The following is a 15,444-nucleotide window of genomic DNA, read 5'->3' as shown; positions in this document are numbered from 1 at the left end:
AACCCCTGCCCCCGGGCAGGCGCTATTGTTCGACCGACAGTTCTTCTGACGATCTATGAATGGGTGAGGTCATGCCGCTGACGCCTGAGGACGTGAGCAACAAGCGCTTTACTCCTGTCCGGCTCCGTGAGGGCTACGACATGGGGGAGGTCGACCAGTTCCTCGACGAGGTCGAGGCCGAGCTCGCGCGGCTCACGAAGGAGAACGACGACCTGCGGTCGAAGTTGTCCGCCGCCCAGGGTGGCGCGCCCGTGTCGACGCCCGAGAAGGCGCCCGAGCCCCCGAAGGTCGAGGAGCGTGCTCCCGAGCCGACCCCGACGCCGGCTCCGGCCCCCGTCGCGGCTCCGGCTGCCGCCGCCGCGCCCGTCGAGACGATCAAGGTCGAGACGGTCCCGCAGGCCTCCAACGCTGCGGCCCGCCTGCTCGAGATCGCCACGCGCAACGCCGACGAGCTCGTCGACGAGGCCAAGAACGACGCCGACAAGATCGTGGGCGAGGCCCGCACCAAGGCCGAGCGGCTCGAGACCGAGTCCAAGACCAAGGCCGACCGCCTCGAGGCCGACGCGCGCACCCGTGCGCAGATGCTCGACTCCGAGACGGCCGAGCGTCGCCAGCAGATGTTCGGCGACCTCGAGAAGGAGCGCGACAAGCTGAGCGCCGAGGTCGAGAACCTCCGCTCGTTCGAGCGCGAGTACCGCTCCCGCCTCAAGAGCTACTTCTCCCAGCAGCTGGAGGCGCTCAACGGCTCCTCCGAGACCGCTGCCCCCGCCGGTGACGAGCAGCCCGCCCCCAAGCGGCTCCGCTCGATCCTCGGCGAGGACGAGGGCTGATCGCTCCGCTCCACCACTGACGCCGCACCGCGGCCGGTCCCCTCGGGGGCCGGCCGCGGTGCTGTCGTTGCGGTGCGGCGGTTTTGAGAGGCTCGTCCCGAGCGGCTACCCTCCGTCCACACTGTGGCTGCCGCCACGGGTGGTCCGGTCCGAGGGAGGCCCGTTTCCATGGCTCGCAGCACACGCAAGTCGCTCGCCGGACAGGCGGCCTCCGCCGCCCGCAAGGTGATCTCCCGCCGCTCCGCCACGGCCGACGAGGCCCCGGCCAAGAAGGCCGCCACGACCAAGGCCGCACCCGCGAAGAAGGCGCCCGCCAAGAAGGCCGCGGCGAAGAAGGCGGCCCCGGCCGCCAAGGCTCCCGCGAAGAAGGCCCCGGCGAAGAAGGCCCCGGCGACGAAGGCCCCGGCGAAGAAGGCGGCTCCGGCCGCCACCAAGCCTCCCGCCACGAAGGCGCCCGCGAAGAAGGCCCCCGCCACGAAGGCGGCCCCGGCCGCCAAGGCGCCGGCGAAGAAGGCCCCGGCCACGAAGGCCGCCGCGAAGAAGACCGCTCCCGCCCCCTCCACCCCCACGAAGAAGGCAGCACCTGTGAAGAAGGCCACCCCGGCCCGCAAGTCCGCGGCCACGACGCCCGCCAACCTGGTCGTCAAGGAGGGCGAGGGCGCCTGGACCAAGGCCGAGCTCAAGGAGGTCCTCGACGAGCTCCAGGAGCAGCGCGAGCACAGCAGCGAGATCATTGCGAAGCAGGAGACCGAGCTCTCCGGCCTGATGCGCGACGCCGGTGACGGCGCCGGTCACGACCAGGCGGACATGGGCGCGACCAGCTTCGAGCGCGACCACGAGCTGACCGTGCTGAGCAACGAGCGCGACAAGCTGGCCCAGATCGAGCGGGCCCTCGCGCGCATCGACGACGGCACGTACGGCGTGTGCGAGTCGTGTGGCAACCCCATCGGGAAGATGCGGGTCATGGCCTTCCCGCGTGCCACACTGTGCATGACATGCAAGCAGCGCGAGGAACGTCGCTGACCAGCGACGACACCGGTCCCCACCCGTCCCGACGACACCCCCGCCGAGCCCGGCTGGGGCTGTTGTTCGCAGTCGTCGCCCTGACGGCGTACGCCGTCGACGTCGGCACCAAGCTGCTCGCCGTCGACCGGCTCACCGGTCGCCCGGACGTCTCCGTCGTCGGTGACCTGCTGGTCCTGCACCTCACCCGCAACCCGGGGGCGGCGTTCAGCACCGGCACCGAGTACACCGTCGCCCTCACCTGCGTCGCCATCGCCGCCGTCTTCGTCGTGCTGTGGCTCAGCCGCCGGGTCGGCAGCCCGCTGTGGGCGGTGGCCCTCGGCCTCCTGCTCGCCGGCGTCTCCGGCAACCTGACCGACCGGCTGTTCCGCACGCCGGGCGTGCTCCGCGGCCACGTCATCGACTTCCTCATGCTCCCGAACTGGCCGGTCTTCAACGTCGCCGACATGTGCATCAACGTCGCGGCCGGGCTGATCCTCGTGCAGGCCTTCCGGGGCGTCCGGATCGACGGCGCGCGGCACCGCGACGACGAGGCCGGCGCGACCGCGACGACCGACGAGCCCACCGCGACCACGGACGAGGGGAGCGCGTCGTGAGCACGGGCGACCACCGCGTCCTCTCGGTGCCGGACGGCCTCGCGGGCGAGCGCGTCGACGCCGCCATGGCGCGGATGTTCGGGCTCTCGCGCACCCGGGCCGCCGAGCTCATCGCCGAGGGCCACGTCCAGGTCGACGGCTCCGGTGTCGGCAAGAGCGACCGGGTGCTGCCCGGTGCCGTCGTCGACGTCACGATCCCGACGCTGGTCGACCCGCTCGTCGTCGTCCCGGAGATCGTCGAGGGCATCAAGATCATCCACGACGACGACTCCATCGTCGTGATCGACAAGCCCGTCGGCGTGGCCGTGCACCCCTCGCCCGGCTGGTCGGGGCCGACCGTCGTGGGGCACCTGGTCGGGGCCGGCTTCCGGATCGCCACCAGCGGCGCCTCCGAGCGTCAGGGCATCGTCCAGCGCCTCGACGTCGGCACGTCCGGAGTGATGGTGATCTGCAAGTCCGAGCGGGCCTACTCGCTGCTCAAGAACGCCTTCCGGCACCGGACGGTCGACAAGACCTACCACGCGCTGGTGCAGGGCCACCCGGACCCGCACGAGGGCACGGTGGACGCCCCGATCGGCCGCCACCCGAAGTACGACTACAAGTTCGCCGTGATGGCCGACGGTCGCGCCAGCGTCACGCACTACGAGACGCTCGAGGCGCACCGCTTCGCCAGCCTGCTGGAGGTCCGCCTCGAGACCGGCCGCACGCACCAGATCCGCGTGCACATGGCGGCGCTCAAGCACCCCTGCGTCGGCGACCTGACCTATGGCGCCGACCCGACGCTCGCGAAGCGGGTCGGGCTCGAGCGGCAGTGGCTGCACGCCGTACGCCTCGGCTTCGAGCACCCCGAGACCGGCGAGCAGGTCGAGTACTCCTCGACCTACCCCGACGACCTGGCCGCGGCCCTCGAGGTCGTCCGCGAGTCGCACTGATGGACGAGCTGGTGCTGCGCCCGGCCGGTCCCGCCGACCTGCCGGACGTCGCGGCCCTGCACCTGCGGGCGCGGGCGGCGGCGGTGCCGGCGATGCCGCCCGGCGTGCACGGCGACGACGAGGTGCGCGCCTGGGTCGCCGGGTGGGACCTGGCCGACCAGGACGTCTGGGTCGCCGAGGCCGACGGCGTGGCGCTCGGCTACGCCCGCGTGCACGGCGACTGGCTCGACGACCTGTACGTCGCCCCCGAGGCGGCCGGTGCCGGGATCGGCAGCGCCCTGCTCGACCTGGTCAAGGGGCTGCGGCCCGCCGGCTTCTGCCTGTGGGTCTTCGAGAGCAACGCGCCGGCCCGGGGGTTCTACGAGCGCCGCGGCCTGGTCGACCTGGAGCGCACCGACGGCTCGGCCAACGAGGAGCGTGCGCCGGACATCCGGATGGCCTGGCCGGGCGCCGACCCGCTGACCTTCCTGCGCGGGCTGATCGACGACGTCGACGAGCAGCTGGGCGACCTGCTGGCGCGTCGTGCGGCGCTCACCCGCGCCGTGCAGCCGCTCAAGGGCGGCCCCTGGCGCGACCCGGCGCGGGAGCGCGAGATCGCCGTCCAGATGGCCGTGCGGGCGCCCGCGCTCGGGGCCGACCGGCTCGGCCGGATCGTCGACGCGATCGTCACCGAGAGCCTCGACGCGGCCTCCGACGGCTGATCCGCGCCGACCGCCCGGACTGTCGGTGCGCCCTGCCACCGTGGTCCCACGAGGTCGCGTAGGCTGGCGTTCTTCCCCCAGGATCGACGCAGGACAGGGCCAGTGGCACGCGTCCTCGGTTCCCTGCACGCCCGCACCCACCTCCTGGAGCACCTGCGAACCATGGCCACCGACTCCTTCGTCCACCTCCACGTGCACACCGAGTACTCCATGCTCGACGGGGCGGCTCGGCTCGGGGCGTTGACGGAGCGGGCCGCGGAGCTCGGCATGCCGGCCGTGGCGATGACCGACCACGGCAACGTGTTCGGGGCCTACGAGTTCTACCGCAAGGCCAAGCAGGCCGGGGTCAAGCCGATCATCGGCATCGAGGCGTACTTCGCCCCCAACATCTCGCGCTTCGAGCGCAAGGGCGTCAACTTCTACGGCGGCGGTCCCGACGACGTCTCGAACCGCGGCGCCTACACCCACATGACGCTCCTGTCGGAGTCGACCGAGGGGATGCACAACCTCTTCCGGCTCTCCACGGGCGCCTGGCGCGACGGCTTCTTCAAGCACCCCCGCATGGACCGCGAGCTGCTCGCGCAGCACAGCCGCGGGATCATCGGCACCACCGGCTGCCCCTCCGGCGAGGTGCAGGTGCACCTGCGTCACGGGCAGTACGACGCCGCCCGCCAGGTCGCGTCCGACTTCCAGGACATCCTCGGCCGGGAGAACTACTTCCTCGAGCTGATGGACCACGGCCTCGACATCGAGACCCGGGTGCGCGACGGGCTGCTGCGGCTCGCGAAGGACCTGCAGATCCCGCTGCTCGCGACCAACGACTCCCACTACGTCGACCAGGCGGACGCGAAGTCGCAGGAGCACCTGCTCTGCATCAACTCCGGCAGCACCATGGACATCCCCGCCGGCGACGGCCCCGGCCAGCGGTTCGCGTTCAACGGCGACGGCTACTACCTCAAGTCCGCGGCCGAGATGCGCGACCTGTGGCGCGACCACCCCGAGGCCTGCGACAACACCCTCCTGATCGCCGAGCGCTGCGACGTCTCGTTCACCGAGGGCAACGGCACCTTCATGCCGCGCTTCCCCTGCCCGCCCGGCGAGAACGAGGACTCCTGGCTGGTCAAGGAGGTCGAGAAGGGGCTGCGCTTCCGCTACCCCAACGGCATCCCCGACGCCGTCCGCAAGCAGGCCGACTTCGAGGTCGGCGTCATCACCCAGATGGGCTTCCCGGGCTACTTCCTCGTCGTCGCCGACTTCATCAACTGGGCCAAGGACAACGGCATCCGGGTCGGCCCGGGCCGCGGCTCCGGTGCGGGCTCGATGGTCGCCTACGCGATGCGGATCACCGACCTGGACCCGCTGGTCCACGGCCTGATCTTCGAGCGGTTCCTCAACCCCGACCGCGTCTCGATGCCCGACTTCGACATCGACTTCGACGAGCGCCGTCGCGGCGAGGTGATCCGCTACGTCACCGAGAAGTACGGCGACGACCGGGTCTCGATGATCGTCACCTACGGCACCATCAAGGCCAAGCAGGCGGTCAAGGACTCCTCGCGGATCCTCGGCTACCCCTTCGCGATGGGGGACCGGATCACCAAGGCGATGCCGGCCTCGGTGATGGGCAAGGACGTCCCGCTCAAGGAGATCTTCGACCCGGCGCACAAGCGCTTCGGCGAGGGCGGCGAGTTCCGCGCGCTGTACGACGGCGACAACGACGTCCAGCGCGTCGTCGACACCGCCATCGGCATCGAGGGGCTCAAGCGCCAGTGGGGCGTGCACGCCGCCGGCGTGATCATGTCCAGCGAGCCGCTGCTCGACATCATCCCGATGCTCAAGCGCCCGGCCGACGGCGTGATGATCACGCAGTTCGACTACCCGACCTGCGAGGCCCTCGGGCTGATCAAGATGGACTTCCTGGGGCTGCGCAACCTCACGGTCCTCGACGACGCGGTCAAGAACATCAAGGCCAACCGCGGCGAGGACGTCGTCCTCGAGGACCTCCCGCTCACCGACGAGGCGACGTACAAGCTGCTCCAGCGCGGCGACACGCTCGGCGTCTTCCAGCTCGACGGCGGCCCGATGCGGGCGCTGCTGCGCTCGATGCGGCCCGACACCTTCGAGGACATCTCCGCCGTGGGCGCGCTCTACCGCCCCGGCCCGATGGGCGCCGACTCCCACAACAAGTACGCCCGCCGCAAGACCGGCCGCGAGCCGGTGGAGGCGCTGCACCCGGAGCTGGCCGAGGCCCTCGAGGACGTGCTCGGCGAGACCTACGGGCTGATCGTCTACCAGGAGCAGGTGATGGCGATCGCCCAGAAGCTCGCCGGCTACACGCTGGGCCAGGCGGACATCCTGCGGCGCGCGATGGGCAAGAAGAAGAAGGAGGAGCTGGACAAGCAGTTCGCCGGCTTCTCCGCGGGGATGTCCGAGCGCGGCTACTCCGCCGGCGCGATCAAGGCGCTGTGGGACACCCTGCTCCCGTTCTCCGACTACGCCTTCAACAAGGCCCACTCCGCGGCGTACGGCCTGGTCTCCTACTGGACGGCCTACCTCAAGGCGAACTACCCCGCCGAGTACATGGCCGCCCTCCTCACCTCGACCAAGGACGACAAGGACAAGTCGGCGATCTACCTCAACGAGTGCCGCCGGATGAAGATCCAGGTGCTCCCGCCCGACGTCAACGAGTCGTCGTCCAACTTCACCCCGGTCGGCAACGACGTCCGCTTCGGGCTCACCGCCATCCGCAACGTCGGCGGCAACGTCGTCGACGGGATCGTGGCGGCGCGGGCCGAGAAGGGCCGCTACCTAGACTTCAACGACTTCATGGAGAAGGTCCCGCCGGTCGTCTGCAACAAGCGGGTCATCGAGTCGCTGGTGAAGGCCGGTGCGTTCGACGACATGAAGCACAAGCGGCGCGCGCTGGTCGCGATCCACGAGAGCGCCGTCGACCAGTACATCGACATCAAGCGCAACGAGGCGATCGGGCAGGACTCCCTCTTCGGCGGCCTCGACGACGACGCCGGTGGCGGCTTCGGCATCTCGGTGACGATCCCCGAGATCGACGAGTGGGACAAGATGACCCTCCTGGGCCACGAGCGCGACATGCTCGGGCTCTACGTCTCCGACCACCCGCTGCTGGGCCTCGAGCACGTGCTCTCCAACGGCACCGACTGCACCATCGGCCAGCTGATGCTGGACGAGGAGCGCTCGGACGGCTCGCCGATCACGATCAGCGGGCTGGTCACCTCGGTGCAGCGCAAGATCACCAAGCGCGGCGACGCCTGGGCGATGATCACGCTCGAGGACCTCGACGGCGCGATCGACGTGCTGCTCTTCCCCAGCTCCTACCAGCTGGCCAGCACCCACCTGGTCGAGGACGCGATCCTCACCGTCAAGGGCCGGCTCTCCAAGAGCAAGGACCAGCCCGAGATCCACGGCCAGGAGGTCTCGGTCCCCGACCTGTCGGAGGGCCCGTCCGGGCCGGTCGTGATCAGCCTGCCGTCGACGCGGTGCACCGGCCCGGTCGTCGAGCAGCTGCGCGACGTGCTGGGCACCCACCCCGGCATGACCGAGGTCCAGCTGCGGCTGCTGACCCGGCACGCCACGACCGTGATGAAGCTCGACGACCGGCTGCGCGTCACACCCAGCCCGGCGCTCTTCGCCGACCTCAAGCAGCTGCTCGGGCCCGGATGTCTGACCAGCTGACCCGCGGGGGCGTGCTCCCGCTCGTGCGCCAGGCGGTCCTGGCCCTCGTCGCCTTCGCCGTGACCGGGGCCCTCGCCGGCGTGGTGTGGGAGAAGCTCTGGACGCCGCCGAGCGGCACGGTCGTCAAGCACCGCTGGCTCCAGGACGAGCAGGGGCTGCGCGACGCGTTCTCCGGCACCGGCGTCTACGTCCTGGTCGCCGTGGTGGCCGGGCTCCTGGTCGGCGCGGCCGTCGCGGTGCTGCTCGACCGGTCCGAGCTGGTGACGCTGGCCTGCGTGATCGGGGGCTCGGTGCTGGCCGCGTGGCTGATGCTCCGGGTCGGCGTCGCGCTCGGGCCCGGCGACCCCCAGGCGCTGGCGGCCACCGCCAAGGACGGCACCGTGCTGCCGGGCCAGCTCGCCGTGACCGGGCGGAGCCCGTTCGCGGCGTTCCCGTCGGGTGCCCTCGTCGGTCTGGTCGTCGTCTTCTTCGGGCTCGCGAAGCGCCACTCCCAGGACTGAACCAGGAGGTTCCCGAGGCCTCCGGATGGGTAGGCTCAGCGCCTGCACTTCGGTGGGGCGACGGGTCCCCACCGGCACACCAGGGGGTCCGCACATGTCCAGCACCACGCCGCCCACCGGCTCCGGACCCACGGGCTCCGGGCCCGTCGGTCCCGGTCCCACCGGCCCGCCGCCCACCGGCCCGGGCCAGCCCGAGTACCTCACCCAGGGTGGTGGCGCCCCCTGGCAGCCGGGCGCCGAGCCCCGCACCGGCGGCGGTGGCCGCAAGGCCCTGATCGGTGGTGGCGCGCTCGTGGGGCTGGCGCTGGTCGGCGGCGGCATCTGGGCCGCGACCTCCTTCTTCGGCTCCGGGCCACAGCCCGCCGAGGCGCTGCCCGACACGACCCTGGGCTACGTCAGCGTCGACCTGGACCCCAGCGGCGGGCAGAAGATCGAGGCGATCCGGACGCTGCGCAAGTTCCCCGCGTTCAAGGACCAGATCGGCCTCGACACCGAGGACGACCTCCGCGAGAAGATCTTCGAGCAGGTGCAGGAGGGCGACGCCTGCCCCGACCTCGACTACGCCGACGACATCGAGCCGTGGCTGGGCGACCGCGCGGCGGTCGCCGCCGTCGACACCGGCCAGGAGCAGCCGGTCCCCGTCTTCGTGGTGCAGGTCAAGGACGCCGACCAGGCCGACGCCGGCCTGAAGAAGATCCAGGCCTGCGCCGGCGGCGGCGACGACAGCGTGGGCGGTTCCTCGGACTCCGCGGGCACCGGTACCGGCGGCTGGGCCATCGAGGGTGACTGGGCCGTGGTCGCCGAGACCGAGGAGATCGCGCAGGGCGTCGCCGACGACGCGGCCGACGCCTCCCTCGCCGACGACGAGGACTACCGGAAGTGGACCGACGAGGTCGGCGACGCCGGCATCGTCAACATGTACGCCGCCCCCGCGGCGGGCGCGTTCCTCGCCGAGAACCTCGGTGGCTTGGGCATGCTCACCGGCGCCTCCTCCATGTCGTCGTGCGCGGCCTCGGCCGACGGCGAGACGGCCTGCGACGACACCGGCTCCTCCACCGCCGCGCCCAGCCAGGTGACCGACGCGCTCAAGGACTTCAAGGGCGCGGCAGCCACCATCCGGTTCGCCGACGGCGCGCTCGAGCTCGAGGTGGCCGGCGACCCCGGCTTCCAGCAGACCGGCCTCTACGCCAGCGACCAGGGCGACGACGTCCTGGCCACGCTGCCGGAGGACACCGCGGCGGCCCTGGGCGTCGGGCTCCAGGACGGCTGGTTCGGCGAGGCGCTGGACCAGGTCGCCTCCTACTCCGGGGGCGAGACCAGTGCCGACGAGCTGCTCGCCCAGCTCTCGGAGCAGTCGGGGCTCGACCTGCCCGACGACGCCGAGACCCTGGCGGGGGAGTCGTTCGCGGTCGGGATCAGCAGCGACTTCGACCCCGAGGCGTTCGCCAACGGCAGCGGGCTCTCCGAGCTGCCGATCGCCGCGAAGGTCAAGGGTGACCCGGCCGCCATCGACGACGTCCTCGACAAGGTGCGGCCGCAGCTGGGCGCCGACGAGCAGGGCACGCTCGACCTCGACGCGGACGGTGACGTCGCGGCCATCGGCCCGAACGCCGACTACCGCGCCAAGGTCCTCGCGGACGGCGGGCTCGGGGACTCCGAGGTCTTCCAGGACGTCGTGCCGGACGCCGACCGGGCCAGCGCCATCCTCTTCGTCAACTTCGACGCCGGGGACGGCTGGCTGGTCAACCTGGTCGGCGACGACCAGGAGGTGGCCGACAACCTCGAGCCGCTCTCCGGCTTCGGCATCAGCTCGTGGCTCGAGGACGACGCCGCCCACGCCCTGGTGCGGATCACGACGAACTGAGCGGCTACCGGCCGATCCGGTCCGTGACCGCCCCGGTGGCGCGGACCAGGTCGGCCGGGGCGATCTCCAGGTCCAGGCCGCGTCGACCACCCGACACGTAGACCGTCGGGTGGTCGAGGGCGCTGCTGTCGACCACGGTCGGGTGCGGGCGCTTCTGGCCGAGCGGCGAGATGCCGCCGACGACGTACCCCGTGGCCCGCTCGGCGGCCGCCTGGTCGGCCATCACCGCCTTCGAGCCGCCGAGCGCGCGAGCCAGGGCCTTGAGGTCCAGCTGGCCGGTGACCGGGACGATGCCGACGACGAGCCGGCCGTCGAGCGAGGCCAGGAGGGTCTTGAGCACCCGCTCGGGGGCGACGCCGAGCGCCTCGGCCGCCTCGAGGCCGAACGACGCGGCGCGGGGGTCGTGCTCGTAGGCGTGCAGGGTGAAGGCGATCCCGGCCTTGGTCAGCGCGACCGTGGCCGGCGTACCCCCACCCGACTTCTTCGCCATCGCGCGTGCGCTAGTTGGGGGACCAGCGGGTCCGGGCCACCTCGGTCGCGGGCAGCGACGGGATGACGTTCATCGCGCGGAGCTCGGAGCGGAGCAGGTCGGTGACCATCGTGAGGCGGGTCGTCGCGTCCTCGGCCTCGAGCAGCGCCTGCCGCTCCTGCAGGGGGAGCGGTGCCACCGCGGCCAGCGTCCACGAGAGGTAGGTCGGGTCCTTGGGCAGGCTGCCGGTGTAGGGGTCGCTGCGGATGTCGGTCAGCGCCATGCGGTACGCCGTGAAGGTGGCGCGCGCCGCGTCCAGCACCTCGTCCGGGACGTACGCCGGTGCCTCGGGCCGGTCGACCACGTGCCCGACCGGGAAGGTGCCGGTCGTCTCGAGGCGCTCGAGCTCGATCCGCTCCAGGCCCACCGCCACGATGTCGAAGGTGCCGTCCGGGTGCGACTCGACCTCGGTGAGCTGGACCCGGCACCCGACCCGGAACAGCGACTGCGCGCCGTGGTCGCCCACCTCGTAGCCCTCGCGGATGCCCACCGAGCCGAACACCCGCTCCTCGGGGTTGCTCACCCGGAGCAGATGGTGGACCAGCGCGCGGTAGCGGTCCTCGAAGACCGTCAGCGGCACGCTCACGCCGGGGAACAGCACCGCGTTCAGCGGGAACATCGGCAGGGCGTCGCTCACACGGCTGACAGTAGCCGTCCGTGCAGCGCGGGTCGTCCCAGCCCGCATCGCGAGTCGTCGGTGGGGGAGCCCGCCTCGTAGAATCGGCCCATGATCCGCCGCATCGACCTCCGTGGCGCAGCCGGTGACCCCGCTGCGCCCGTCGACTACCGCGAAGCCGTGCCGCGTGCCGACTTCGACGTCGAGGCGGCGGTCCCGGCGGTGCATGCGATCTGCGAGGAGGTCCGCACCCGCGGGCTCGACGCGATCCGCGACTTCTCCGAGCGCTTCGACGGCTGCGTCGTCGACGACATCCGGGTGGCTCCGGAGACGATCCGGCAGGCGCTCGAGCAGCTCGACCCCGACATCCTGGCCGGGCTGGAGGAGTCGATCCGTCGGCTGCGCGCCACCTGCGCGGCCGAGCTGGAGCACGACGTCGTCACCGACCTCGGCCCCGGCGCCCGGGTGACCCACCGCAAGGTGCCGGTCGACCGGGTCGGCCTCTACGTGCCCGGCGGCCTCGCGCCGCTGGTCTCCAGCGTGCTGATGAACGTCGTCCCGGCGCAGACGGCCGGCGTGCGCTCGATCGCGCTCGCGTCACCCCCGCAGAGGGACTTCGGGGGCCTGCCGCACCCGACGATCCTCGCGGCGTGCGCGCTGCTCGGCATCGACGAGGTGTACGCCGTCGGTGGCGCCCAGGCGATCGCGATGTTCGCCTACGGCGTCGGCCCGTGCCGCCGCGTCGACCTGGTCACCGGGCCGGGCAACATCTACGTCGTGACCGCCAAGCGCCTGCTCAAGGGCCAGGTCGGCATCGACTCCGAGGCCGGCCCGACGGAGATCGCGATCCTCGCGGACGACACCGCCGACCCGGCGTACGTCGCCGCCGACCTGATCAGCCAGGCCGAGCACGACCCGCTGGCCGCCTCGGTCCTGGTCACGACCTCGGAGGAGCTCGCCGCCGCGGTCGACGTCGAGCTCGACAAGCAGGTCTTCGCGACCAGGCACACCGAGCGGATCCGCACCTCGCTCGGCGGCCAGCAGTCCGGCATCGTCCTGGTCGACGACCTCGAGCAGGGCCTCGACGTCGTCAACGCCTACGCCGCCGAGCACCTCGAGATCCACACCGAGGACGCCGCAGCCTGGGCCGCCCGGGTGCGCAACGCCGGGGCGGTCTTCGTCGGCCCGCACGCGCCGGTCTCGCTCGGGGACTACTGCGCGGGCTCGAACCACGTCCTGCCCTCGGCCGGCTGCGCCTGCCACTCGTCGGGGCTGTCGGTGCGCGCGTTCACCAAGTCGGTGCACGTCATCGACTACTCCCGCGAGGGCCTCGCCGAGGTCGCCGACCACGTCGTCACGCTCGCCGAGGCCGAGGACCTGCCCGGTCACGGCGCCGCGATCCGCGTCCGGTTCGACTCCTAGGGCGCGGCATGGACTTCCCTCCTCTGCGCGAGGAGCTGCGCGGCCTGCAGCCTTACGGCGCCCCGCAGCTCGACGTGCCCGTCCAGCTCAACGTCAACGAGAACCCCTACGGTCCCTCGCCGGCCGTCGTCGCGGACATCGCGACCGCGGTCGCCGAGGCGGCCGGCGTGCTCAACCGCTACCCGGACCGCGAGTTCACCGAGCTGAGGTCCGCGCTGGCGGCGTACCTCTCCCGCGACACCCCGCACGGCATCTCGCCCGCGCAGGTGTGGGCGGCGAACGGCTCCAACGAGGTCATGCTGCAGCTGCTGCAGGCCTTCGGGGGCCCGGGTCGCTGCGCGCTCAGCTTCGCGCCGACGTACTCCATGTATCCCGAGTACGCCCGCGACACGATGACCGACTGGGTGCAGGGCCGGCGCGAGGACGACTTCTCGCTGGACCTCGACGCCGCGCGGGCGCTGGTCGAGGAGCGGCGCCCGAGCGTGGTGCTGCTGCCGTCGCCGAACAACCCGACCGGCACCGCGCTGCCGCCCGAGGCGGTCAGCGCCCTGTGCGAGGCGGTCGGCGACGAGGGCGTGCTCGTGGTCGACGAGGCGTACGGCGAGTTCCGCCGCACCGGCACCCCCAGCGCGCTCGAGCTGCTCCCGCAGCACCGCAACCTCGTGGTGAGCCGGACGATGAGCAAGGCGTTCGCGCTGGCCGGCGCCCGGCTGGGCTACCTCGCCGCGTCGCCCGAGATCTGCGACGCGATCCGCGTCGTTCGGCTGCCCTACCACCTCTCCGCCGTCACCCAGGCGGTCGCGCTGGCGGCGCTGCGGCACGCCCCCGAGCTGCTCGGCCGGGTCGACGACCTGCGCGCCGAGCGCGACGCGACGGTCGCGTGGCTCCGCGAGCGCGGGCACACCGTCGCGGACAGCGACGCCAACTTCGCGTTGTTCGGAACCTTCCCGGACCGTCATGCTGTCTGGCAGGGGCTGCTCGCGCGGGGCGTGCTGATCCGCGAGGTCGGCCCCGAGGGGTGGCTCCGGGTGTCGATCGGCACCGCGGAGGAGATGACGGCGTTCAAGCAGGCACTGGTCGAGGTCATGGAAGAGGCAGGCAGATGAGTCGGACAGCACGCATCGAGCGGCAGACGAGCGAGTCCAAGGTGCTCGTCGAGGTCGACCTCGACGGCACGGGCCGCCACGACATCTCGACGGGCGTGGGGTTCTACGACCACATGCTCACGGCGTTCGCCCGGCACGCGCTGGTCGACCTGACCGTGCAGACCGAGGGCGACCTCCACATCGACGCGCACCACACCGTCGAGGACACCGCGATCGCGCTCGGCCAGGCGCTGCGACAGGCGCTGGGCGACAAGGTCGGCATCCGCCGCTTCGGCGACGCCACCGTGCCGCTCGACGAGGCGCTCGTCCAGGCCGTCGTCGACGTCTCCGGCCGGCCGTACTGCGTGCACACCGGCGAGCCCGAGGGGCAGCAGTACGTCGTGCTCGGCGGCTCCACCAACGGCTACCTCGGCTCGCTGACCCGGCACGTCTTCGAGACGCTGGCCTTCCACGGCCACTTCGCGCTGCACGTGCGGGTGCTGGCCGGCCGCGAGCCGCACCACATCGTCGAGACGCAGTTCAAGGCGTTCGCCCGGGCCTTCCGCGACGCCGTCGCGATCGACCCGCGCGAGACCGGCATCCCCTCGACCAAGGGTGCGCTCTGAGCGCCACGGTCGCCGTCCTCGACTACGGCTCGGGCAACCTCCGCTCGGCCGTGCGGGCCGTCGAGCGCGCCGGCGCCTCGGTGAGCCTCACGTCCGACTTCGAGGAGTGCCTGGCCGCCGACGGGCTGCTGGTCCCCGGCGTCGGGGCGTACGCCGCCTGCATGGCCGGCCTGCGCGCGATCCGTGGCGAGCGGCTGATCGGGCGGCGTCTCGCGGGCGGTCGGCCGGTGCTGGGCATCTGCGTCGGCATGCAGATCCTCTTCGAGCGCGGCGTCGAGCACGGCGTCGAGACCGCGGGCTGCGACGAGTGGCCCGGCGTCGTCGAGCGCCTGCAGGCACCCGTCGTACCCCACATGGGGTGGAACACCGTCGAGGCCCCCACCGGCACGCGTCTCTTCGAGGGCCTCGAGGACGAGCGGTTCTACTTCGTGCACTCGTACGCCGTCCGTGACTGGGTCCTCGAGACGAACGGCCGCACCCGGCCGCCGCTGGTGACCTGGGCCGAGCACGGCGGCGACCGCTTCGTCGCGGCCGTCGAGAACGGCCCGCTCACCGCCACCCAGTTCCACCCCGAGAAGTCCGGCGACGCCGGGGCCGCCCTCCTGCGCAACTGGGTGCGGTCGCTGTGAGCACCCTCGTGACGGCCCGATGAGCAAGGAGCGCGCCACCCGGCGTGCCGAGCGGGAGCGCGAGAACGCCATCCGCGCCGCCGCCCGCGCCCAGGAGGAGGAGCGCCGCCAGCGCGCCGAGGCGAGGCGCCGTCGCCTGGTCGGCTGGCTGCCGCTGCCGCGCGTCCAGCCCGGGCTGCTGGCCGCCCGGCGCCGCCGCAACCTCACGATCACGGTCTGCCTGCTGCTCCTGCTCAACCTGCTGGTCTGGATCGTCAGCCCCGAGTGGGAGGTGCGGGCCGTCTTCGCGATGGTCAGCCTGCTCGCCGCTCCCGTGCTGCACACGATGCTGTTCCGGCGACGCTGAGACCGCCCCCGCCGTACCCCACCCCCGAACCTAGGATTTC

Annotated in this window: 15 protein-coding genes; 13 read left to right on the top strand and 2 right to left on the bottom strand. The window is 72.2% G+C overall.

The features are described from left to right. Positions 1 to 59 precede the first annotated feature (59 nt). The 8 genes from H5V45_RS03265 to H5V45_RS03230 all read left to right on the top strand — a co-directional run bounded on the left by H5V45_RS03265 (position 60) and on the right by H5V45_RS03230 (position 10,151). A complete protein-coding gene (locus H5V45_RS03265; protein WP_185251620.1) occupies positions 60 to 830 on the top strand; it encodes a DivIVA domain-containing protein in 771 nt (256 codons plus the stop codon). 168 nt (positions 831 to 998) lie between these two features. Then, complete coding sequence (locus H5V45_RS03260; RefSeq protein WP_185251619.1) at positions 999 to 1,853, top strand: TraR/DksA family transcriptional regulator; 855 nt, start codon at positions 999 to 1,001, stop codon at positions 1,851 to 1,853. Between the two features lie 62 nt (positions 1,854 to 1,915). Next, positions 1,916 to 2,449: a signal peptidase II gene (lspA, locus tag H5V45_RS03255; RefSeq protein ID WP_246415846.1), complete on the top strand. Its 534-nt coding sequence runs from the start codon at positions 1,916 to 1,918 to the stop codon at positions 2,447 to 2,449. 65 nt (positions 2,450 to 2,514) lie between these two features. Next, positions 2,515 to 3,381: an RluA family pseudouridine synthase gene (locus H5V45_RS03250; RefSeq protein ID WP_246416024.1), complete on the top strand. Its 867-nt coding sequence runs from the start codon at positions 2,515 to 2,517 to the stop codon at positions 3,379 to 3,381. Then, positions 3,381 to 4,082 carry a GNAT family N-acetyltransferase gene (locus tag H5V45_RS03245; RefSeq protein ID WP_185251617.1) on the top strand — a complete coding sequence of 234 codons (702 nt, stop codon included), beginning with the start codon at positions 3,381 to 3,383 and terminating at the stop codon, positions 4,080 to 4,082. The genes H5V45_RS03250 and H5V45_RS03245 overlap by 1 nt, the downstream gene beginning before the upstream one ends. 162 nt (positions 4,083 to 4,244) lie before the next feature. Beyond that, positions 4,245 to 7,787: a DNA polymerase III subunit alpha gene (gene dnaE / locus H5V45_RS03240; protein ID WP_185254435.1), complete on the top strand. Its 3,543-nt coding sequence runs from the start codon at positions 4,245 to 4,247 to the stop codon at positions 7,785 to 7,787. Beyond that, complete coding sequence (locus H5V45_RS03235; RefSeq protein WP_185251616.1) at positions 7,772 to 8,287, top strand: hypothetical protein; 516 nt, start codon at positions 7,772 to 7,774, stop codon at positions 8,285 to 8,287. Before dnaE ends, H5V45_RS03235 begins: the two co-directional genes overlap by 16 nt. A gap of 94 nt (positions 8,288 to 8,381) precedes the next feature. Next, positions 8,382 to 10,151 carry a DUF3352 domain-containing protein gene (locus H5V45_RS03230; protein WP_185251615.1) on the top strand — a complete coding sequence of 590 codons (1,770 nt, stop codon included), beginning with the start codon at positions 8,382 to 8,384 and terminating at the stop codon, positions 10,149 to 10,151. Between the two features lie 4 nt (positions 10,152 to 10,155). Here H5V45_RS03230 and ybaK read toward each other — a convergent pair whose 3' ends face one another. Then, positions 10,156 to 10,641: a Cys-tRNA(Pro) deacylase gene (ybaK, locus tag H5V45_RS03225; protein WP_185251614.1), complete on the bottom strand. Its 486-nt coding sequence runs from the start codon at positions 10,639 to 10,641 to the stop codon at positions 10,156 to 10,158. A 10-nt stretch (positions 10,642 to 10,651) separates the two neighbouring features. Continuing rightward, complete coding sequence (locus H5V45_RS03220) at positions 10,652 to 11,317, bottom strand: LON peptidase substrate-binding domain-containing protein (protein ID WP_185251613.1); 666 nt, start codon at positions 11,315 to 11,317, stop codon at positions 10,652 to 10,654. Positions 11,318 to 11,407: 90 nt separating this feature from the next. Here H5V45_RS03220 and hisD point away from each other — a divergent pair, with 90 nt between their 5' ends. The 5 genes from hisD to H5V45_RS03195 are packed head-to-tail and all read left to right on the top strand — an operon-like array spanning position 11,408 to position 15,404. Beyond that, on the top strand, positions 11,408 to 12,718 hold the full coding sequence (gene hisD, locus H5V45_RS03215; RefSeq protein ID WP_185251612.1) for a histidinol dehydrogenase: 1,311 nt from the start codon (positions 11,408 to 11,410) through the stop codon (positions 12,716 to 12,718). A gap of 8 nt (positions 12,719 to 12,726) precedes the next feature. Then, positions 12,727 to 13,824, top strand: a complete 1,098-nt coding sequence (locus H5V45_RS03210; RefSeq protein WP_185251611.1) for a histidinol-phosphate transaminase — start codon at positions 12,727 to 12,729, stop codon at positions 13,822 to 13,824. Then, entirely contained in the window at positions 13,821 to 14,429 is a 609-nt protein-coding gene (gene hisB, locus H5V45_RS03205) for an imidazoleglycerol-phosphate dehydratase HisB (protein WP_185251610.1), read from the top strand. Before H5V45_RS03210 ends, hisB begins: the two co-directional genes overlap by 4 nt. Continuing rightward, positions 14,426 to 15,058 carry an imidazole glycerol phosphate synthase subunit HisH gene (gene hisH, locus H5V45_RS03200; protein WP_185254434.1) on the top strand — a complete coding sequence of 211 codons (633 nt, stop codon included), beginning with the start codon at positions 14,426 to 14,428 and terminating at the stop codon, positions 15,056 to 15,058. Before hisB ends, hisH begins: the two co-directional genes overlap by 4 nt. 19 nt (positions 15,059 to 15,077) lie before the next feature. After that, positions 15,078 to 15,404 (top strand): hypothetical protein, encoded by a 327-nt coding sequence (locus H5V45_RS03195; RefSeq protein WP_185251609.1) that lies wholly within the window; start codon positions 15,078 to 15,080, stop codon positions 15,402 to 15,404. Positions 15,405 to 15,444: the final 40 nt, after the last annotated feature.

This window comes from Nocardioides luti (assembly GCF_014212315.1).
Taxonomy (GTDB): Bacteria; Actinomycetota; Actinomycetes; order Propionibacteriales; family Nocardioidaceae; genus Nocardioides; species Nocardioides luti.
This window is presented reverse-complemented; position numbering and strand designations above follow the sequence as displayed.

What these genes read in the sequence shown, in the direction of transcription:
- dnaE (WP_185254435.1), top strand. Translation starts at nt 4,245, where the DNA reads ATGGCCACCGACTCCTTCGTCCACCTCCACGTGCACACCGAGTACTCC.
- H5V45_RS03195 (WP_185251609.1), top strand. Translation starts at nt 15,078, where the DNA reads ATGAGCAAGGAGCGCGCCACCCGGCGTGCCGAGCGGGAGCGCGAGAAC.
- H5V45_RS03230 (WP_185251615.1), top strand. Translation starts at nt 8,382, where the DNA reads ATGTCCAGCACCACGCCGCCCACCGGCTCCGGACCCACGGGCTCCGGG.
- H5V45_RS03265 (WP_185251620.1), top strand. Translation starts at nt 60, where the DNA reads ATGGGTGAGGTCATGCCGCTGACGCCTGAGGACGTGAGCAACAAGCGC.
- hisB (WP_185251610.1), top strand. Translation starts at nt 13,821, where the DNA reads ATGAGTCGGACAGCACGCATCGAGCGGCAGACGAGCGAGTCCAAGGTG.
- H5V45_RS03260 (WP_185251619.1), top strand. Translation starts at nt 999, where the DNA reads ATGGCTCGCAGCACACGCAAGTCGCTCGCCGGACAGGCGGCCTCCGCC.
- H5V45_RS03235 (WP_185251616.1), top strand. Translation starts at nt 7,772, where the DNA reads ATGTCTGACCAGCTGACCCGCGGGGGCGTGCTCCCGCTCGTGCGCCAG.
- ybaK (WP_185251614.1), bottom strand. Translation starts at nt 10,641, where the DNA reads ATGGCGAAGAAGTCGGGTGGGGGTACGCCGGCCACGGTCGCGCTGACC.
- H5V45_RS03245 (WP_185251617.1), top strand. Translation starts at nt 3,381, where the DNA reads ATGGACGAGCTGGTGCTGCGCCCGGCCGGTCCCGCCGACCTGCCGGAC.
- H5V45_RS03250 (WP_246416024.1), top strand. Translation starts at nt 2,515, where the DNA reads ATGGCGCGGATGTTCGGGCTCTCGCGCACCCGGGCCGCCGAGCTCATC.
- hisD (WP_185251612.1), top strand. Translation starts at nt 11,408, where the DNA reads ATGATCCGCCGCATCGACCTCCGTGGCGCAGCCGGTGACCCCGCTGCG.
- H5V45_RS03210 (WP_185251611.1), top strand. Translation starts at nt 12,727, where the DNA reads ATGGACTTCCCTCCTCTGCGCGAGGAGCTGCGCGGCCTGCAGCCTTAC.